The 20,637-nt window shown below is 44.3% G+C and carries 20 protein-coding genes and 1 pseudogene; 20 read left to right on the forward strand and 1 reads right to left on the reverse strand.

Translation table 11 applies throughout. From position 1 onward, the window contains the following. Positions 1-157 precede the first annotated feature (157 nt). The 12 genes and pseudogenes from ACOJUR_RS03110 (at position 158) to ACOJUR_RS03165 (ending at position 9,611) form a co-directional block, all read left to right on the forward strand. A complete protein-coding gene (locus ACOJUR_RS03110) occupies positions 158-916 on the forward strand; it encodes an ornithine cyclodeaminase family protein (protein WP_420949216.1) in 759 nt (252 codons plus the stop codon). 27 nt (positions 917-943) lie between these two features. Further along, positions 944-1,222, forward strand: a complete 279-nt coding sequence (locus ACOJUR_RS03115) for a GrpB family protein (protein WP_420949217.1) — start codon at positions 944-946, stop codon at positions 1,220-1,222. Between the two features lie 71 nt (positions 1,223-1,293). Beyond that, positions 1,294-1,866, forward strand: a complete 573-nt coding sequence (locus tag ACOJUR_RS03120; protein WP_420949218.1) for a helicase — start codon at positions 1,294-1,296, stop codon at positions 1,864-1,866. 680 nt (positions 1,867-2,546) lie between these two features. Further along, a complete protein-coding gene (locus ACOJUR_RS03125) occupies positions 2,547-3,386 on the forward strand; it encodes a DNA alkylation repair protein (RefSeq protein ID WP_420949219.1) in 840 nt (279 codons plus the stop codon). Between the two features lie 164 nt (positions 3,387-3,550). Then, the gene (locus ACOJUR_RS03130) at positions 3,551-4,753 is read left to right on the forward strand and encodes a VPS10 domain-containing protein (protein WP_420949220.1); all 1,203 of its coding nucleotides are present in this window, start codon (positions 3,551-3,553) and stop codon (positions 4,751-4,753) included. A gap of 37 nt (positions 4,754-4,790) precedes the next feature. Next, positions 4,791-5,882 carry a nitric oxide synthase oxygenase gene (locus ACOJUR_RS03135; protein WP_420949221.1) on the forward strand — a complete coding sequence of 364 codons (1,092 nt, stop codon included), beginning with the start codon at positions 4,791-4,793 and terminating at the stop codon, positions 5,880-5,882. 248 nt (positions 5,883-6,130) lie between these two features. Beyond that, entirely contained in the window at positions 6,131-6,256 is a 126-nt protein-coding gene (locus tag ACOJUR_RS03140; RefSeq protein WP_255567408.1) for a hypothetical protein, read from the forward strand. A gap of 202 nt (positions 6,257-6,458) precedes the next feature. After that, positions 6,459-6,692, forward strand: coding sequence for a hypothetical protein (locus ACOJUR_RS03145; protein ID WP_420949222.1), 234 nt, complete (start codon positions 6,459-6,461; stop codon positions 6,690-6,692). 38 nt (positions 6,693-6,730) lie between these two features. Beyond that, positions 6,731-8,131: pseudogene (locus ACOJUR_RS03150) on the forward strand (prenyltransferase/squalene oxidase repeat-containing protein). Next, the gene (locus tag ACOJUR_RS03155; protein ID WP_203115010.1) at positions 8,097-8,372 is read left to right on the forward strand and encodes a hypothetical protein; all 276 of its coding nucleotides are present in this window, start codon (positions 8,097-8,099) and stop codon (positions 8,370-8,372) included. Before ACOJUR_RS03150 ends, ACOJUR_RS03155 begins: the two are co-directional and overlap by 35 nt. Before the next feature lie 164 nt (positions 8,373-8,536). Next, a complete protein-coding gene (locus tag ACOJUR_RS03160; RefSeq protein ID WP_420949223.1) occupies positions 8,537-8,842 on the forward strand; it encodes a hypothetical protein in 306 nt (101 codons plus the stop codon). A 145-nt stretch (positions 8,843-8,987) separates the two neighbouring features. Beyond that, entirely contained in the window at positions 8,988-9,611 is a 624-nt protein-coding gene (locus ACOJUR_RS03165; RefSeq protein ID WP_420949224.1) for a LysE/ArgO family amino acid transporter, read from the forward strand. 111 nt (positions 9,612-9,722) lie between these two features. Here ACOJUR_RS03165 and ACOJUR_RS03170 read toward each other — a convergent pair whose 3' ends face one another. After that, entirely contained in the window at positions 9,723-9,944 is a 222-nt protein-coding gene (locus tag ACOJUR_RS03170) for a hypothetical protein (protein ID WP_072873007.1), read from the reverse strand. Between the two features lie 231 nt (positions 9,945-10,175). Here ACOJUR_RS03170 and ACOJUR_RS03175 point away from each other — a divergent pair, with 231 nt between their 5' ends. The 8 genes from ACOJUR_RS03175 to ACOJUR_RS03210 all read left to right on the forward strand — a co-directional run bounded on the left by ACOJUR_RS03175 (position 10,176) and on the right by ACOJUR_RS03210 (position 20,591). Further along, on the forward strand, positions 10,176-10,997 hold the full coding sequence (locus tag ACOJUR_RS03175) for a COG4705 family protein (RefSeq protein WP_420949225.1): 822 nt from the start codon (positions 10,176-10,178) through the stop codon (positions 10,995-10,997). 412 nt (positions 10,998-11,409) lie between these two features. Then, positions 11,410-12,666 carry a sugar ABC transporter substrate-binding protein gene (locus tag ACOJUR_RS03180; protein WP_072873009.1) on the forward strand — a complete coding sequence of 419 codons (1,257 nt, stop codon included), beginning with the start codon at positions 11,410-11,412 and terminating at the stop codon, positions 12,664-12,666. Positions 12,667-12,744: 78 nt separating this feature from the next. Next, entirely contained in the window at positions 12,745-13,710 is a 966-nt protein-coding gene (locus ACOJUR_RS03185) for a carbohydrate ABC transporter permease (protein ID WP_072873086.1), read from the forward strand. Then, the gene (locus tag ACOJUR_RS03190) at positions 13,707-14,609 is read left to right on the forward strand and encodes a sugar ABC transporter permease (protein WP_072873010.1); all 903 of its coding nucleotides are present in this window, start codon (positions 13,707-13,709) and stop codon (positions 14,607-14,609) included. Before ACOJUR_RS03185 ends, ACOJUR_RS03190 begins: the two co-directional genes overlap by 4 nt. A 44-nt stretch (positions 14,610-14,653) precedes the next feature. Then, the gene (locus ACOJUR_RS03195; RefSeq protein ID WP_420949226.1) at positions 14,654-15,700 is read left to right on the forward strand and encodes a LacI family DNA-binding transcriptional regulator; all 1,047 of its coding nucleotides are present in this window, start codon (positions 14,654-14,656) and stop codon (positions 15,698-15,700) included. Between the two features lie 58 nt (positions 15,701-15,758). Then, entirely contained in the window at positions 15,759-17,495 is a 1,737-nt protein-coding gene (locus tag ACOJUR_RS03200; RefSeq protein ID WP_420949227.1) for an alpha amylase N-terminal ig-like domain-containing protein, read from the forward strand. 24 nt (positions 17,496-17,519) lie between these two features. Next, positions 17,520-19,910, forward strand: coding sequence for a glycoside hydrolase family 31 protein (locus ACOJUR_RS03205; RefSeq protein ID WP_420949228.1), 2,391 nt, complete (start codon positions 17,520-17,522; stop codon positions 19,908-19,910). A gap of 165 nt (positions 19,911-20,075) precedes the next feature. After that, the gene (locus tag ACOJUR_RS03210) at positions 20,076-20,591 is read left to right on the forward strand and encodes an acyl-CoA thioesterase (protein WP_420949229.1); all 516 of its coding nucleotides are present in this window, start codon (positions 20,076-20,078) and stop codon (positions 20,589-20,591) included. Positions 20,592-20,637 lie beyond the last annotated feature (46 nt).

A 20,637-nucleotide genomic window follows, 5' to 3' on the forward strand; every position in this document is an offset into this window, starting at 1 on the left:
ACCAGGACGTTGAGAAACTTGTCTCAATGAAGTTGATTGTGAGCGCAATTGAACGCACCTATGAGGAGCAGGCAAACGGAACACTTGTTGCGCCTCCTCGATTTCGGCTGGAAACGGAAAAGGGGAACTTGGTGTTTACTGGGGTGCCGCAACTGCCGTGGAAAAGGTCATCGGGTTCCGCGTGTACGATACCTACGCGAACGATTTGGCTGGGCATCAGCAATTGGTGTGCGTGTTTGATTCAGATACAGGGGTGTTTAAGGGCATCGTGATTGGGAATCTGCTTGGTGCTGTTCGTACTGGGGCAATCGGTGGAGTCGCAATCAAAGCCATGGCTCGAACGGATGCCGAACACGTTGCGGTGATTGGTACAGGCATGCAGGCGCGGACACAGTTGGAGGCGGCTGTTACTGTCAGGGATGTTAAGCAGGTTCGAGTCTTCAGTCGCAATCCAGAAAACAGAGACATATTTGCGACTGAAATGATAAAGAAGCTGGATGTCGAGGTTATAGCCGTTGATTCCCCGAAAAGTTGCCTACAGGGAGCCGATATCGTCATTTGCGCCACCAATAGCGGTACGCCAGTTTTCGATGCGGAATGGCTTGAACCAGGAGTACATATCAATACCGTTGGTCCCAAATCAGTCAAGCGACATGAGGTTCCAATGGAATTGGGAGTACGTAGTTCGGTGATTGCGACCGATTCTCTGGAGCAACTCAAAGCCTATCCAACACCACATTTTCTGGTCGGGACACCCGATGAAGAACGGATCATACAGCTAAGTGACGTTGTTACAGGGAAAATTCCTGCGAGAAAGGGTCAAGATGATATAACCCTGTTTTGTTCCGTGGGTCTGGCAGGGACAGAAGTGGTTGTCGCGAATGAAATCATGAAAGCGGCAGTGGGTCAGGCGTAATGACTAAATGGGTTTAGGGGATGTGTGATGAGACGAGTCGAGGTAACGCCCTACAACGAGCAATGGGTTCAGATGTACGAAGAAGAAGCGGAAAAACTGCGCCGCATCTTTGGAAGGCAATTGATCGCCATTCATCACATTGGAAGCACAGCGGTTCCAGGTTTAGATGCCAAACCAATCATCGACATCATGCCAGTGGTACGTGACAGCCATAACATTGATTCATACATCCAAGGCAAGGAAACATTGGTCAAGGAGATTGAACAACGAGCGTTGGAATGGCATTGGAAGAACCACAAAAGTTGAAGAAAACGAATTAACGCTTCTTATGGTAGTCTTGCATAAATAACGGGTTGTTTTACTGAGGAGTAACTCATATGCGCGTTGGAAATGAGAAAACGTATCCTGATTGCCCGGTAATAGTGAGAATAGTGGAGGTTGGCGGACTTACAAAATCCGAGCTTATACACAAATTAAGACAGCAATCCGTCTTAATGAATGAATCTGCAGAGAGACTATTTGCCGACGATAGATTTACGACCTCTGATACCACGTACATCTTGCAGACTATTGAGCTAACCGTTGCTGACCTTGGCTTTCCTGATGGAGCTACTATTGATCAAATCTTTAAAAGAGCGAACGATCTTGGTTTGCAATTATGTCCGCTTGAGTTGGGACCTCACTTACGACTGGTGTATCTCGACCAGCCTGAAGGTTCTTTGGGGCATCCTTTACAGACAAATCAAGCTCCATACGGGTCTATCACCATAGCTTCCGATATACTGACTGAAGACGTTGACTTTCCAAAGGGATTTTACCTTAGACGAATGAACGGAGTATTGTGGCTACGCGGATACCGTGCTGACCATCTACACGTGTGGAATCCTGATGATCATTTTATCTTTTGTCAATCAAAAGAGTCACTAGGGAAATGTCCAGGGAAAGTGTGATCTCATCGCAGTGGTCAAGATTCCAGATAATGCAGTATATACGCGTATATCATGTACATCATTTTACTTCGGCGTGTTTTCCGAAAATATCGTGTATCACAAAATTTTCCAAGCATTAGTGCAGTATTCATTTGGAACGCAGGATAAGGACATAAAGGATAAGTTCGACCAATTTGAGGATAAGCGTAATTCCTTGTTAGGTATCTTTGAGAAACTTAAAAAAGCATATAAGGAGTGCATCAGATCGTCTGCTATCATACGGGAATATCCAAGCGGGAGACTACAATGCATATTCCATATTAAAGTACATTTTACGTCCCTGGGTGGTTGAACAAAGTTGAAAGTTTAGTACAAGGGAGACAATCCACTATCTCTCTGAACCCGCCGTCCCTGTTCTATGTGTTCGCAAAATTAAATCCCTCCCCAGCAAAATAATTTGTTCCCTACAGCACGGGTGAATTCGGGTCAAAAGCCGGCTTTCCCTCTCGTGCCAGCGAACAACTTCATTTTACGCAAAATTGATGAATTTGGAAAAATTAAGGAGAAGGGGGACATTGATTTGACGGTTACATGAGTATCAAAACTTCTTCGTAATAGACGGAAGAAATTGATACTACTAACATAGATAGTGTGGAATAATTTCTCTAAATGGAATTTATTGCAATCCCAGGAGGTGTTCAATGAGACACGTCAGCGTTGAGGGATGGAAAAAGCAATTCGATGATGCTCTGATTCAAAGGTCAGTTAGAGGAATGATCCATGCACTGCAATCCCAATCCACTACCCACGCAGGCACAGCAAGAGCACAGGTAAAACGTACTGCTATCTATACCATTGAAAGATATTTTCAATCCGAACTTGACACCCTCTTTCAAATAGCAATAGAGTTGTGTAAAAGTAAAAATTCGACTGCGGAAGAAATAGGTTCGCAATTGTTAGTCCCCTGTTATCATTTGGATCCATGCAAAGTAGAGCATGTATTGCAGGACTTAGCAGACAGTCCAAACTGGGAAGTTCGAGAATGGGTTGCAGACGCTTGTGGCTCGATTCTCGTGACTCATTTTGAAAATTTCTATCCCTCCATCCACTCGTGGGCAAAAAATGAATCTGAAAATGTGCGCAGGGCAGTGGTTCTGGCACTGATGTACGCAGGGAAGAGTCGAAATCCTCAGTTTTCAAATCGGATATTGAACATCTTGGAACTGCTTCTCTCTGATCGTTCAACATACGTTAAAGAAAATCTTGGTCCATTTGCGATTGGCAGTGCACTCATTAAATACTACCCAGATGAAGTGCTTGCTTGGTTGAGGCGATGTGTTCTGTCAAACGATGAGCAGGTCAGATGGAATGTTGCCATGGTATTTCATGCAGCAGTTGGTGCTCATTATGCTCTAGAGGCGAAAGATATCATAGACATCCTTCTGAAGGATGAACGGCCCTACGTGCAAGGAGCGGTGAACAAGGCATTAAAGAATATTCGCAAAAGATGTCCAGAATATTTTGAGCCCTTTTCCTCATGAACAAGTTGATCGTGCAGGTAATGACGGAGATTGGATACTATTGGATCAAGCGACAATAAACAATTTTCAGCATAAGGGGTAGATACTTGAACCATCCTATGAACCATGTGAAGACTTTTGTTTTATCTTCATAATCCGCGTAAAATGGGAGGTGGGTTTTGCGGATGAAATATAAACCTTTCTGGTTGTTAAGCGGTATAGCGGGATTCATCTATTGCACCCTCATTGGATGTGGAACAGAAAACCATACGACGTCAGTCAAGAATATGCATACGCACAGTTCAGTAAGCCATCCAAACGCATCACATGCTACCAAGTCAAAGACAGATTCATTTCCAACGACAACCCCATCTAAATCAGTTCAGACACCACAAGTGCCTCATTTCACCTCGATAAACATGGTTAACGAGCAAATCGGTTGGGCTACGGGGCGAAATACCGTATGGTACACGAAGGATGGAGGATTAAGTTGGAAAGCAGTGACTCCACCAGGCTTTCAGTCAGCACCATTCCTCCAAATGTCGATGAACGCGATCGGCAATCAAATGGCTTGGATAGCCGCAAGTAACGGTAATTCGATTGCTTCTCCGCTATCCATTTATTACACGGCCAATGCAGGACAGTCTTGGGTGAAACAAAAAATTCAAGCGACTGGATATCCTATGAGTCTACATTTTCTCGATCCGGATCAAGGCTGGATAGCTTTATTACAAGGTGCGGCAGCAGGTAGTGAAGGAGAAACCATCTATCACACCTATAACGGTGGAATGACTTGGCACACCATTGCTCAAACCAATCAAGTGAAGGGAGGAAATTTACCGTTTGTAGGCGATAAGACAGGTGTCAGCTTTGTAAACGCTAAGGTTGGTTGGGTAACAGGGTTTACGGCATTAAGTGGACATATTTATTTTTACCGAACTACGGACGGCGGATATCATTGGTCTTTGCAAATTTTACATGTACCGAATACTTTTCAAAATGAACAATTTACTTCCTTTCCACCGATTTTTTTTGGTCAACAAAAGGGTATCTTGCCAGTGAGTTATGGTATCGGTTTGCTCGTTTATCGAACAAATGATGGAGGCAATACGTGGACTTCTGAACAAGCCGTACAAAGTACGGAGCCCAATCAAGCCATTCAAGCGTGGAGTTTTCCTAATATGAAGGATGGATTTGTTATAGACGGTAAACAAATTTTGACCACGTCGGATGGTGGGCAAACATGGAACTCATTTACACCTAATATGACTTTAAAAAACGTCATGGATATGCAATTCGTTTCCTCAACGCACGGCTGGATAGTGATGAATACAGGAACTTTATTTTATACAACCGATGGAGGACATTTTTGGAACAAAGACAAATAAGTATAGAAGGATAATGTAATTTTGGGAGAAATGGTCCATGTTCGTGGATAATGAAGTTCAAGATTTCATTCTGAGATGCTATAACGAACTAGGGAAGAGTAGAGAAGAGACAGAATATCGATTGAACGAGATCAAAAAAAGTTTGCAGAGTTTTGGGACGTTTGAGTTTACCTATGAAGAACTGGAACATGGAGCACGCATGGCCTGGAGGAATAGCAATCGATGTATTGGGAGATTGTTCTGGAAGTCTCTAAAAGTTTTTGATGAAAGAAATCTTCATCGTGTGGATCAAATAGCGTTTGCTCTATTTCGTCACATTCAATATGCTTCAAATGAAGGGAAAATTCGTCCAACCATAACCATATTTCATCAGGACATTCGTATTTGGAATCATCAATTGATTCGTTATGCTGGGTATGAAACAGAGCATGGTATCATTGGAGATTCGCATTCTGTTAAATTTACGCGTATTTGTCAACAGCTTGGATGGGTAGGAAAAGGCACAGCCTATGATATATTGCCGATTGTCATTCAAGTCCAAAACGAGGCGCCCGTATGGTATTCTATTCCAGAAGATATCATTCTTGAAATTCCGATTCACCACCCAGAATATCCTCTTTTTGATGAATTACATCTTCAATGGTATGCAGTTCCAATTCTATCTGATATGGCCCTAGAAATAGGGGGAATTCGTTTTCCTGCTGCTCCGTTCAATGGTTGGTATATGGAAACAGAGATTGGTGCTCGTAACTTAGCAGATACAAATCGTTACAATATACTTCCCAAGGTTGCCTCTATTATGGGATTGGATACAAAAAACGATGCTAGTTTATGGAAAGATAAAGCCCTGATAGAGTTAAATATTGCAGTATTACATTCCTACAAAAATCACGGTGTGACCATTATTGATCATCATACTGCGGCTAAACAGTTTGAACGTTTTGAGCAAATCGAAGCTGATGCAGGCCGTAAAGTTACTGGAGATTGGACATGGTTAATTCCACCCGTTTCTCCTGCAACCACTCACATTTTCCACAGTCAATATGACAACACCCTTTTATCCCCCAACTATTTCCATCAAACTTCCCCGTATTCATCATGGTCAAATACGAATATGTGCCTATCTTGACTCACGAGATCGGGCATATACCACTACCTGTAGAAGCTCAGCAAACATATTTTGGAGCATGTCACAAGTGAAGGGAGTGAACCGCATGTACGGAACATTTGGTGGATACACTCGTTGGGCGGTCGTGTTCCTTATCATCTTTGTCCTGTTCTTCTTACTTGTTCCGGCTTATGGCGCAGGAGCAGCTTATTAAGAAGAGCAACGATGCAAATCTAACGGATAGGAAATTGAAAGGAGGATTTTGACTTATGTACGATGGCGGCGTATTTGGTGGATATACTCGTTGGGCAGTTGTATTCCTCATCATCTTCGTACTCTTCATCCTGCTCGTTCCAGCTGTAACAACAACCTGCACAACCACCCCTGTTTATTGATTTAGTGCGGGTCCCCTGGCTGCGTCTGTGGCGTTTACGCCCTTACGTAGCCAGTTTTTATTTGGACTTTATGGATGGAACGATGACCCTAAAGAGGATTCCGTGGATATCTTCATAAGGATGACAAGTTTCAGTCATTCGCCGACAGCAAATTACCTGCTATGGAATACGTTGTTTGTGTCTGTTGCAGGAGGTGTCTGGATTGTCTGTCTTTTTCTCCCCGGAATTTACAATGCTTTCATCTGTACTGGAAAATTCCATTCAACAGCTTCTCGATTCACAAATGTCAGATGGTAGTTGGAAGGATTGTTTTGATACCGGTTGTATGCCAGATGCCCAGACTGCCATCAGTTTATATTTGCTAGATTGGAAAGACTGGCAGTGGATTGAAGTGCTGCTGACACGTTGTTTTTCAAATACTCTCCTATTGATATAGAAGACTTAGTTACATTTACTCGTCTTCATGTGCCGCCTATGCTGATTTTATCCAGCCTTCAATATGTCGCATGTCCTTCCGGCAATTTCTTTTTGAAAGAGTTGTTAACGGATCGACAAAAACGGACTGTTCTTCGTACTACAATGTATCATTCAGTAAATTGGCTAAAAAATGCAGCGTTTCGCCGCTGTGTGACTTGGATGGATGAGGAGCAGGAGGCGGATGGCACGTTGGGAGGATATCATTCCTCCAGCTTTTTATGGGTGTTTGCAAAGCTAGCCCTAGGTTATCCACGTGATCATCCAGAAGTCGAAAGAATTTTGTCTGCTATTCGTCAGTCTTTATATCAAGATATTGAAGACGATTTTTATCATCAACAAACTTGCGATGCACATATTTGGAACACAGCGTTGGCCATGCAGGCTCTCGGTTCTTGCGGAATATTGACAAATTCCATGAACCTTCGTAAGGCAGCACAATACTTGTTAGCGAAACAGCATCGTATACCGGACAGATTGATGAAGAACAAAGGTAAACAGTTAGGAGGGTGGGCATTTTCCAGCAACAATACGTGTCATCCTGATGTAGATGACACGGTAGCCTCCTTAGAAGCGCTGGCACCCTTGGCAGACGAATGTGCGGAAGCATGATGGCAGGGAATAGACTGGCTATTATCTATGCAGAATCGAGATGGAGGTTGGTCAGCGTTTGAGAAGGATTGCAATCAGTATTGGCTCGATTGGCTGCCAGCCAATGATATGAAAAGAGCTATGATTGATCCCTCTACACCGGATATTACAGGACGTGTAGTGGAGTTTCTGGTCAATCATAAGATTTTGTCGTGCTGGGATGCGAGAGTCAGGAAAGCTATTTATTGGTTACGTAATCATCAGGAAGCAGATGGCTCTTGGTTTGGACGTTGGGGAACGACTTACATCTATGGAACTTGGTGTGCTGTTAAGGCGCTGGTGGTAGTGGGCATACCGAGTGACGATGAATCTCTAAGAAAGGCGAAAGGTTGGTTGCTATCCATTCAAATGGAGGACGGTAGTTTTGGAGAATCATGCCAAAGTGACTTGTGCGGTAAGTATGTTGAGTTGTCTTTCGGGTTGCCAACTCAGACGGCGTGGGCTTTAGATACACTGCTGTATTTATACCAATTAGAGGTCGAACCGAGAATCAGACAAAGGCTCTGGATTGCGGCTTGGCGAGCGGCACGTTGGTTACTTAAACAGGGGGAAAAAGGTAGATGGCATGAAGAGATACCTACTGGCTCAGGATTTCCGGGTGCGTTGCATATACGCTATCACATCTATCCTAAAGTTTGGCCATTGATTGCACTGAACCATTTTCAAAAATATTTCGAATCAGTAAAGAGGGCGCCGATGAAGGGAGGTGAGCAAAGTGTTAGACCCCAAACTTTTGAATACGTTCCGTAGTCGTATTGCAAATCCTATATATTGGCGTCGCACCTATCGTATACTTCGTTCCTATCATCGTTCAGTGTTGGCCACTCCTGATGGAGCCGGTGCGCTCGTCGATCATCTTTCTGGAGCATTGCAGGTGCCTCTGACACCTTCACAGCGTGCCAATGCTGTCCATTGGCTGGTTTCACAGCGAATTGATCCACAAAATCCTATGCATCAAATAAAAATGTGGAATATAGTCAACGGCGCATGACTACTAAAGAGGGCCAAAATAATTGGTCCTCTTTCTATAGCAAGTCCCATACTTTTTTACATAGGAAAGTCAGATGTTTGATTATGGCATTGGCCGGGGCAGATGAGAAGAAAAATTTATACGATGCAGTGTAAGTGAGTTTTCCAAAAGAGGGGGGAGTGCAGATGAATATCATCCTTCACCATCCGGCTATGCTGACAATGCTCTGGGTTGTTCTTGTACTCATTGGTTTAACGGTTATTTTTCGCATTGTCAACGAGCTCAGAGGCAAATTTGATCTGGAGAAAGTGGCAACATTGCTCACACGTCCTATTCTCATGGATATTTTTCCTCTTTTGCTTTTGGGTTTGCTGATGTTGGCAGATCCAACACATGTAGTCATACTGATTTGGTATTTTGTGGCTGCTATTGCGGTTGCTCTTCGGGCACTGGTTGAACTGGTGCGTCAATTGCGGCAACTTCTCTCCTAAGCGGGGGTGTCCCAAAAGTGCTTCAGCACTGAGGGACACTCCTGTTTTCATTTCAGTCTGTATCCATTTACGATAGATATGTTATATGCTCAAAGAAATCGTCTATCGGAAAAAGTATACATAGTTTTTCAAGGGGGATGAATCATTGCTGATAGCTGCTGTTCATGGATTTATCCTTGCCTTAGGACTGATTTTGCCGATAGGCATGCAGAACGGATTTATTCTTACACAAGGAGTCGTAAATCGACGCTGGACAGGAGCTTTGCCTGCGGTTATCACGGCGTCTGTTTGCGATACTGTTTTGGTGAGTTTAGCTGTCCTTGGGTTGTCGGCAGTTGCGCTTCATATTTTCTGGTTACGATATATTTTAGGAATGATTGGAATAGGTTTTCTCTTATATATGGGGTGGAAAACGTGGCAGGACAAAGGCAGTATGGATCAAGACGAGACATCTACGGCATGGCCGCCTAAACGTCAAGTTACTTTTGCAGCTTCTGTTTCTTTATTCAATCCCCATGCTCTTATAGATACGTTAGTGATCCTGGGGGGAAGTGCGCTGGCATATACATCCTGGGCGGATAAAATTGCCTTTGCCTCAGCTTGTTCGGTTGTTTCGTGGATATGGTTCTTTTTCCTTGCGATAGGTGGTCATATCGCTGGAAAAGCTGCTCTCCGCAGTACTTCTTTCAACAAGATCCATCAAGTGGCGGCGGTTATGATGTGGTTATCTGCTATTTATCTTGCTTATATCATTTATACTTTTCAATGAGCCGTAGAGTCAATTCCAGGTAATGTTTTTCGCGCAGACTTAGTTGTAAACAGGGAGTATCCCTCAGTAACGAAGTACTTTTAGGATACTCCTCTTTTTATTGTTGACTGGTTACCTGGACTGTTCTGCAAACACTGGCGCAATCCCGCCTGCTGCATAAATCAGTAAAAGCTCCAGATATTGCGGATGTAGCATTAGGAATTGATTCATGCGAAAGAGAGACCATTTTTCAAGAAAGCGGACGGGCGTAATGCTCTGGTTTTGTTTGACGGATTGAATCTTTTCCTTTTGACGATCCGTTTTGCGCCGTCGAACAATAACCAGAATGACCATAAATCACCTCCTAAGATAGCTGGTCTTTAGATATGTTTCATGCTTATTCCTGAGTATTTCTCTGCATGCAGGTCCAAATTTTTTTGAAAAAAATTTAAAATATATTTTTAGCAACCCAAAAAATGGATTATACCGACACTTTCGGTTTAGGATTGTGTTAGGATTTTAAAAGAGTAAATGAAACTGTTCATTTATCAGATCTTGATTCAGAGAGTGAGGAATTTTTAGAGAATGCGTCAATTGCGAACGACGGTTCTGAATCAACAGTCCCAACCTCTTACGAAAGTACCTGAAATCACCGCTTATTTTTGGATTGTCAAATTACTGACCACAGCTATGGGAGAAGCTACCTCCGACTTTTTGGTCTATCATATGAATCCGTATGTAGCGGTAATATTGGGCGGGATTTGTTTTCTGGCGTCTATCATTTTGCAATTCAGTGTAAAACGTTATATTGCCTGGGTTTATTGGCTGGCAGTAGTTATGGTTGCTATTTTTGGTACGATGGTGGCCGATTCAACGCATGTAGCTTTGGGTGTTCCTTATGTATATTCTTCCGCCTTTTACGCTGTCTGTCTTGCGGTGGTTCTCATACTGTGGTACCGGAGCGAAAAAACGCTTTCGATTCACAGCATTTATACACGTCGACGTGAAATGTTTTATTGGGCTACCATTTTAGCTACTTTTGCTCTTGGTACCGCTACTGGTGATATGACAGCTACAGCATTTCATCTAGGGTATTTAGCGTCTGGAATTCTATTTATATTTTTGATTTTAATCCCAGCTTTCGGTTATCGCTATTTTCGCTTTAATGCTATTTTTTCTTTTTGGTTTGCTTATATTCTTACACGTCCACTGGGAGCTTCTTTTGCTGATTGGTTTGGAATGCCTAAATATGTAGGTGGTTTAGGTTATGGTAAAGGTCCTGTCAGTATTGTACTGACCTTCTGTATCATTATCTTGGTTGGCTATTTGACGATAACTAAAAAAGATGTTCAAGCTGAGCCAATCAAGCCTGCATTGTCTCGTTCATCGTTCGAGAGCTCCTCATGATGAAAGCATGAGGAGGAACGTAAGGTTTCTCTAAAGAATTTCATCAGGCATCGGTAGGATAAGAAATACCTCTAAACCGCTCAAAAGCGGGGTAGGAGGTTTTTTGTTTGAGCACTTCAGAATTTGCATCTTGAATAGGCAACCACTAGTTCGATAGTGATGCATTCGATTGCACATGAAAGCTATTACATGTGCAATAAATTGGCACACAATGCTTATTTTGAAGTTCTTTTTCTCACGTTTTGCTTATAAATTATGTTATCAAATGTTTGAGATGAAAATTTTCTCGTAAAGATATTGATTTTTTGTAATTTGGGCAGTATAGTTTGTACAAACGTTTGCATAAAGCTAAGAGATGTAAATCGCTAGTGAAAACGTCTTCAACGCATTGACTATTTGAGGGGGCTAAATTATGAAAAAAACTCGTTTAGCTACTGGTGCGGCTGCGCTGGTTGTCATGGGCGGTCTGGTTGCTGGATGTGGCAGTCCGAATTCAAATTCCACCAATTCAAGCGGATCGACAACATCTGGTTCCCTTCCTAAAGGGCAAACAATCACGGTTTGGTCTTGGGCGGGTGGACCGCAGTTGCAGGACGTGAAAAAGATTGCTGATGCATGGGCTAAGAAGCATGGTGATACCGTGAAAGTTGTGGATGAAAGCCACAATGCAAATGGTTTTCAATTCTATGCAACAGCCGCGCGTTCAGGAAAAGGACCTGATATTGTCTTCGGCATGCCGCATGACAACAATGGTACTTTTGCTGAAGAAGGCTTAATGGCACCAGTGCCGAGTGGCGATATTAACACCAGCAATTATGCACAGTCCGTAGTCGATGCAGTCACTGTCAACGGTACAATTTACTCTGTTCCCGTCTCTGTACAGACAACAGCCTTATTCTATAACACGAGCAAAATTAAAACACCGCCGACGAACTGGACACAGTTTGTTTCGGATGCCAACAAATATGGATTTGCATATGCTCAACACAATTTATACTTTAATTACGCGTTTGTAGGTGGCCTTGGCGGCTATGTTTTCAAAGACAACAATGGAACGCTTGATCCAAACGATATTGGTTTGGATAATGCAGGAGCCATTAAAGCTTATCAATTGATGTACGATATGGATCACAAATACCATTGGATGCAGCCAAGCTTGACTGGCACCATTGCCTTATCCCAGTTTACTTCTGGCAAAACGGCTATGTACATCAGTGGTCCATGGGATGTGCCGAATATTCAAAAGGCCAAAATCCCATTCTCTATTGCACCGCTGCCTACTCTTTCAAACGGGCATCCAATGACCCCGTTCTTGGGCGTTATTACAGCGTTTGTTTCTTCCAAGAGTCCAAACCAGCCTGCTGACTGGAGTTTGGTAAAAGCTTTAACAAACTCTACAGCGCAAATGGACTACTTTAACGATTCTCAACAAATTCCGGCTTTGACGAGTCTTCAACAATCGTCGACTATCCAAAGTAGTCCAATGTTTAAAGCGTTTGCCGATGAAATTCCTAATGCTGTACCCATGCCCAACATTCCACAGATGCAAGCGGTTTGGAACGCTATGAGTATCTTGAAAAATATTATCAGTGGCCAAGTTTCCCCGGCTCAAGGTGGAAAAGATTTCGTGGCCAATATTCAGAAAGGTATTCAAGTCCAAGGGTCCTGATGACATGTGCTGGAGGAGGCTGGCGTTTGACCAAGCCAGCTTCCTTTTTTCATTCTAGGGGAGGTGTTCATGGTGTCCATGTCTGCGCAAGTACCAAGGCGGTTAAAGTCAGAAATTCCCCGGCCGAAACGGAAAATTCAGTGGATTTCCTATGGGTATATGTCACCTTTGCTCATCACACTTTGTGTTCTGACGTTAGCTCCTATTGCTTATACCATCTATATTTCTTTTACAGATTTTAACCAGCTCCATTTTTTACAGTTTCATTTTGTGGGTTTAAAAAATTACGCAACACTGCTCAATCCGAATAGTCCGCTTTCAACTGTGTTTATTCCTACTCTGATATGGACGATTGTCTATGCAGGCTTGACTACGCTGTTTTGTTATTTTATAGGTTTGTTGCTAGCTATGTTACTCAATAATCCCAATATGAAAGAATCGGTGTTGTATAGAGTGCTGTTAATTTTACCTTGGGTTATACCTTCAGTGGTTACCATGTTGTCCTGGAATGGTCTGCTCAATGATGGCTATGGACAAGTGAATGCTTTTTTGCAGGTATTTGGATTACCGCGGATTCCATGGCAAAGTAGTATTTTCTGGGCCCGTTTTTCCATGATTATGGTCAATGTCTGGGCTGGTTTCCCCTATATGATGACTGTCTGCTTAGGAGCCCTGCAGGCGGTGCCCACAGAATTATACGAGGCTGCAGAAATGGACGGTGCACGCTGGCGGCAAAAATTTCGCTTCATTACTCTACCCGGTGTCTGGAAAGTTTCTCTGCCGCTTCTCATACCTTCCTTCGCATTCAACTTTAACAACTTTAACGCTGCCTATCTGCTAACAGGCGGAGGTCCGGTACGAGACAACAATCAATTTGTTGGATACACGGATATTCTTGCTTCAGAAATTTACAAAATGGGTTTAACGTATAACCGTTACGATTTAGCTTCCGCCATGTCAGTTCTGTTGTTTATTCTGGTAGCTTTCATCAGTTGGTTGAATATGCGCTATACAGGAGCCTTCAAAGGGGGCGAGGAAGCATGAGCATGGCGTCTGCGCCTGTTGTTGTCAAAGAAGAGCAAGCTGAACCAACGCTTAAACTCAGAGCAAGAAAAATGCGGCCTGGTGAACGGTTGGGGTTATGGGCTTCGCGTTTAGTACTGTGGATTGTTATCATTTTAGTGTTGCTGCCTATCTGGTTTGTATTCACAGCATCCATCAATCCCATCAATAACGTGACATCGTTTCAATTGATTCCACCCCATGCAACCTTTGCAAACTATCAGCAGTTGTTGTTTCATAGCAGTTTCTTTGTTTGGGTCAAAAATACGGTTTTAGCAGGTGTAACTATTGCCATCATACAGGTTTTCATCACTGCTTTCGCCGCCTATGCGTTTGCGCGGATGAGGTTTTGGGGACGCAAGTACGGGTTGATGGTGTTGATTCTGCTACAGATGTTTCCGAATTTACTGGTAGTCATTGCTTATTATTCAGCTCTCTCCAAACTCAACATGATGGATACACTATACTCTTACATTCTTGTGATGATTGGCGGTAGTGCCTTTAATGTCTGGCTTCTGAAGGGATATTTTGATACGGTACCAGTGGAGTTGGATGAAGCGGCAATTATGGATGGCGCCAACTCATGGCAGCGTTTTGTGAGGATTTTGCTTCCACTTGCGCTACCCATGCTGGTGGTCATTTTCCTATTTACACTGGTAGGCATTTTTAGCGACTATGCCATCTCCAGCGCGATACTCATATCGCCCTCCAATTATACGTTGGCTGTTGGTATGTACGGGATGATTTCTAACCACTTTGGTCAGGCATGGGGAGAATTTGCTGCAGCAGCGCTTTTGTCGGCCATTCCGCTTGGTATTATTTTTGGCCTTTGCCAGCGCTGGATTGCTTCTGGTCTAGTGGCCGGATCGGTGAAAGGTTAATCCCGCGTTCTTAAGACAGTAGAGAAAGGCGTGTGTTGTAAACCATGGCCACCATTAAAGATGTTGCTTCGCTCGCCAATGTTTCGGCTTCTACAGTGTCTCGTGTGCTTGCCGATTCGCCGCGCATATCGCCAGAAACGAAAAGGCGTGTACGTGAAGCGTTGGAACAGTTAGATTATCATCCCAATGTTTTTGCGCGCGGTCTGGTCACAAACATGGCGCGTGCCATAGGTATCCTCATACCACCAGGGATGAATGAATTTTTTCAAAATCCATTTTTTGTAGAGATGATGAGCGGTGTATCTGAAGTAGCTCGGGAATCAGGCTGGGATACAGTACTCTCTACTTCTGCAAAAAATGAAGAAGAAGTATTGGACCGAATGATACGAGGTCGACGTGTTGACGGAATTCTTCTCCTTGGCAGTCGCAAGGATGACATTGCCATTCGCAAAATCACGGAAGCTAATTTTCCGGCAGTATTGCTTGGACGTCCTAATCAGGAAATCAATTTCTCTTCAGTTAACAATGATAATGTCCAAGCTGCCTATGAAGCTACACAGCATCTTTTGCAACTCGGTCACGATCGCATCGGTTTTTTAGGTGGCTCCAGTGATTTGTTGGTAACGGTCGATCGCGTTCAAGGATATCGAAAAGCGTTGCAGGAATGGGGAATTCAACCAGAGGAGCGTATGGAAGTCTCGAGCTTCTTTTTGGAGCAAGGGGGCTATCTTGGCATGATGCGCCTGCTGGCTTTGTCCGATAGACCAACGGCTGTGTTAGCCTCTGACGACGTTTTAGCTTTTGGAGCCATGCGAGCAGCAGCAGAACTTGGCTATGCGCTGCCTGAGGAACTAGCTATTGTAGGCTTTAATGATATTCGTTTGGCCGAAATTGCCAATCCTTCTTTGACGAGTGTGCGTGTTCATATGCACGAACTGGGTGTGGCCGCAGGTGAATTACTTTTGGAACAAATTCAAGCGGGTAAACCATTGACTAAGCATCGTGTCATTCAACACGAATTGATTGTTCGTAACTCTTGTGGCGCGCGCCGTATGGGTCAATTATCTCAATCATCCGGTTTGAAGTTTTAGCCAAATCGCTTGTGTTCCATAACGGCTGGGAATTTTATCAAGAGAGAAGTGTTTTGCCGTGCAGATTCGATGGAAATGGTTTCACCGTTCGCAGTCCCCATTTGCTTATGCGCTCACGTCTCATCGGGCACGTCTGGTATGTGCAATCGAAGCAGGCGCTGCTGTAGCTGTTCATGTCTACACGGCAGATCGCTATGTCAGTCAATTTGCAAAAGAATGCCTGTGTCAAGAAATGAGAAAAAACGGATCGGACGAAAATTGGGATTGGTATGTCATTGATGTGGAAGTGCCAACAAGGCGACTGCTTTACCAATTTTCAATCACAGATAGGCAAGAGCCAGATGGACTACCTGTATTTTTGGGAGGTCAGGGAGCAGACACAGATCGCTCATTGGCGGGGTATTTCCATTTACCCTATCTCTGCTCGCGTGATTTGTATCAGGTGCCTGAGTGGGTTCGCCAAACAACAGTTTATCAAATATTTCCAGATCGTTTTTATCGAGCAGGGAGCAAAGAACATGTTTCGGAGTCGGAATGGTATACCACACCCACTGCAAGTTTGCGTTTAGGTGGAAACTTGGCAGGAATTTTGGAGAAATTGCCTTTTCTACAGGAGTTGGGTGTTGGACTCATCTATTTGACGCCCATTTTTTTGGCGGATTCTAACCATAAATACAATACCACTGATTATCTGCAGGTAGATCCCGATTTCGGCACATTCCACGATGTTGCTCGATTGGTAGAAGAGGCTCATCAACGTGGTATGCGTGTCATGCTTGATGCGGTGTTTAACCATGCCGGATATGATTTTGCTCCTTTTCAGGATGTTCTTCACAAGGGAAAAGATTCGGCTTACTGGGATTGGTTTTTTATTCATGGAGATACGGTAAGCATTGAACCAGTTAATTACGAAACATTCGCCAATGATGTTCGCAGTATGCCTAAACTCAATGTGGCTCATCCGGATGTGGAAGCATATTTGCTCCGGGTTGCTCGTTATTGGATAGAAGAAACCGGGATTGACGGATGGCGACTGGATGTGGCCAACGAAGTTGATCATGTTTTTTGGAGAAAATTTAGAGAAACTGTAAAGTCGTGTCATCCGCAATGCTTGATCATTGGCGAGGTATGGCATGACAGTTTGCCTTGGCTGCAAGGTGATCAGTTTGATGGCGTGATGAATTACCTGTTTCGCGAGAATGTACTCGATTATTTTATCCGTGAAACAACGGATGAAAAAACTTATGCAGCCCGTATGACTAATCTTTTATATAGCTATCCCCGGCAGGCAAACCTTTGCATGTTTAATTTGCTGGGCAGCCATGACACGGAACGTGTTATGACCTTGGCCAATCATCAGGAAGATAAAGTCGCACGGGCGTTGATTGCTCAGTTTACGTTTCCTGGAATGCCAATGATTTATTATGGTGACGAGGTTGGTATGGAAGGAGGCGCCGATCCTGATTGCCGTCGCGGCATGGAGTGGCGCAAAGAGAGGCAGAATCAAAATATCTTGAATCTGATAAAACGCTTGGCGCGTCTCAAACGTGAAGAATCGGCACTGGCGTCTGATGATTTGAATTTTTTGCGGGTGGAGCCGGGAATTTTGCAATATGAACGAGTGAGCGAGGACAGTAGGTCGCGGGTTTTGATCACTTTCAATCATCGTCCATCGACGGTGTCATTGCCAATATCGGGTGAGGTTTTGTTGGCTTACCCTGAACAAGCATACGATTTGTCCAGCCAGATGCTTGCTCCGGACGGAGTTGTGATTACTCGTGTGGATACAAAATGAATCTATAAGCTTGGAGTGGAAGCGATGCAATCTAGTGAAGCTATACATCCTGAACGTTTAGGTTCTTACGATCAGCAGTCTGCAGGATATTGGCTTGAACAAATGATAAGTACGCATCAAGAAAAGCATACTCTATGCGTTTCTTTTCAACATGACATACAAGTCAAGGTTCGTCATTTGACGGAGTCTATCGTGCGTTTGACTGTACAGGCTGGTTCAGATACTGACTCTGTACCGTCACCTGGCATCACACCGCTCGCGGCGCAGCCATTCACCATAGAAGAGAATCAATCCTCTGTGGTTTCCCGATTTGGAGAGCTGGCTGTCACGATTAGTAACGGATCGCCCGCCAGTCTGAGCATTTCAGACTCACAGGGGATATCTCGGCTTCGTGTGGATTCTATACGTTTTTTTGCGGATGGCAGCAGTCAATTGAGACTTGCTTCTGAGGCAGAAGCTGACTATTTTGGCCTAGGCGAAAAGACTGGCTGGCTTAGCAAACAAGGCAGTAAGACAGTCATGTGGAATTCTGATGTTTACGCACCTCATAACTTGGAAACGGAAGCGCTCTATGTTTCTATACCCTACCTTCTGAAATTGGACGCCAAAGGGGCGACAGGTTTTCTGCTGGACGCGCCAGCGAAAAGCGAGTGGAATTTACAGAAATCTCATCAAGAGATTACCATAACTCTGGATACAGGCGCGGTTGATTTTTATGTCATACTCGGTCAAGACGCCAAACAGGTTACCGAGCGATACACAGAACTTTCGGGACGTATGCCGCTGCCGCCTGCCTGGTCGCTCGGGTACCACCAGTCGCGCTACTCTTACATGAGTCAACAGGAAGTCGAGCAATTGGCGGAGGAGTTTCGCTCTCGCGAGATCCCTTGCGACGCCATTCATTTGGATATTCACTATATGCGTGGTTACCGTGTCTTTACTTTTGATGCCAATCGTTTTCCCAATCCAAAAAAAATGGTAGGCAACTTATTGGAGCAAGGGTTTCACATTGTTCCTATTGTCGATCCCGGTGTGAAACGGGATGTGGAATATACCGTATATCAAGAAGGTGTCAGTGGGAATTATTTTTGTCGACGCTTAGAAGGAGAACTTTATTTTGGCGAGGTTTGGCCAGGAATCAGCGCTTTTCCGGATTTCACTTCATCGGCAACCCGCAGCTGGTGGGGAGAAAAACATAAATTTTATACACAATTAGGTATCCAGGGTATTTGGAATGATATGAATGAACCTGCTGTTTTTAACGAAAGCAAGACCATGGAACTGGATGTCATGCATCAGGCAGAGGGACGTCCGCAGCCGCACAGGGCTCTTCACAATTTGTATGGATTGCAAATGTCCCGAGCAACTTACGAAGGTTTACGAGAGCAGCTTCAAGGAGAGCGCCCTTTTGTCCTGACGCGTTCTGGCTATATTGGTGTGCAACGTTATGCGGCGGTCTGGACTGGCGACAATCGTTCTTTTTGGGAACACATGGAGATGGCGGTTCCTATGTTGTTGAACATGGGACTTTCCGGTATCCCCTTTGCTGGCGTGGATGTGGGTGGCTTTGCTTACGATACGCAACCGGAATTGCTTGCACGTTGGACACAATTGGGGGCGTTTCTGCCGTTTTTCCGCAATCATAGCGCGATTGACGCAATTCGTCAGGAACCATGGCGGTTTGGTGAAGAAATTGAGGCTGTCTGTCGAGCAGCTATCGCTCGCAGATATCGGTTGATTCCGTATCTTTATTCCGTATTTGCTGAAGCCGCGCGTAAGGGATGGCCTGTGGTTCGCCCAATTTTTATGGAAGCTCCAGGAGACAGCACCGCTCGTACGGTAGCTGATGAATTTTTTGTCGGTCGGCATCTGTTGGCCGCTCCGGTTTTGCGACCACAGCAGAGAAAACGCATGGTCTACTTTCCGGAAGGTGAGTGGGTGGATGTGGAAAGCGGTCTAACCTATAGCGGTGCCCAGTATCATATTGTCGATGCTCCGCTGAGTCATATGCCGCTTTTTGCCCGAGCGGGTGCTCCCATAGCTGAAACGGATGTGTATTCACACCTCCAATTTGAGCACCAAGATGTCTTGCGAATCGTTTTTTACGGTCACCCTGTTGGAGAGACGGCTGAAACGCTGGATCTATATGAAGACGACGGTCATAGTTTCGCGTACGAACAAAAAAATGCTTACAACTTAGTTCGCATACAGTCTAAACGGCGAGGCAACGAGTGGATTGTCACTTTGGATTTGGTGCATGAAGGGTATTCAACACCATACACGTATCGGGAATTGCGGTTTACCGGTGCAGCTAAGTGTTGGCAAATCGATACGGATTATCGGCAGGATGGGGATGATATCATCGTCCAACTGCCAGTTGACCAGACAAGTAGGTTGATTCTCCGACCTATGTAAGAAATCGTCTGCCGGGTCTATTCCTGTGCTGGGAATAGCCCGGATTTTTTATCGCGATCGCGCTGAGAATGAATTGTGCGGAATGGGCAGGCTATCCAAAGAAAGTTTTGGATTATACAATTGACAGTGTATCAGTGAAAGATGAGATGGATGGAGAGAAGAAACATGCTACAAAACGCAAAAAAATGCTCAGAATCAAGATGTGTCAAAATTAGCCGTGTTTTTCCCACAGATTTGAACGACCATAACACGCTCTTTGGTGGTAAATTAATGGCCTACATTGATGATGTGGCTTCTATATCAGCCGCTCGGCATGCCCGGGCTGAAGTGGTTACCGCATCTACCGACTCGGTTGACTTTCTTTGCCCGATTAGTCAAAAAGATTCGGTGTGTCTAACTTCTTACGTAACCTGGACAGGTACCAGTTCTATGGAGATTTTCGTAAAAGTAGTGGCGGAAGATTTAAAAACGGGTGAGCGTCGGATAGCGGCTACCGCCTTTCAGACGTTTGTGGCGCTTGATGAAGAAGGCAAACCTGTGCCTGTGCCAAATGTGATACCTGAGACAGAGGAGGAGAAGCTGCTGTATGAAACGGCTCCGCAAAGAGCGGAGGCTCGTATGCGGCATCGCCAAGAAAGTAAGAAAATCGCAGAGCGGCTCTCACCGGCTAAATTTTGGTAAACAGAATTTTTGTTTAAACTGATTTGCTAGAAGGAAATGAAATTTC

Source organism: Alicyclobacillus tolerans (assembly GCF_048984885.1).
In the GTDB taxonomy this organism is placed as follows: domain Bacteria; phylum Bacillota; class Bacilli; order Alicyclobacillales; family Alicyclobacillaceae; genus Alicyclobacillus_I; species Alicyclobacillus_I tolerans.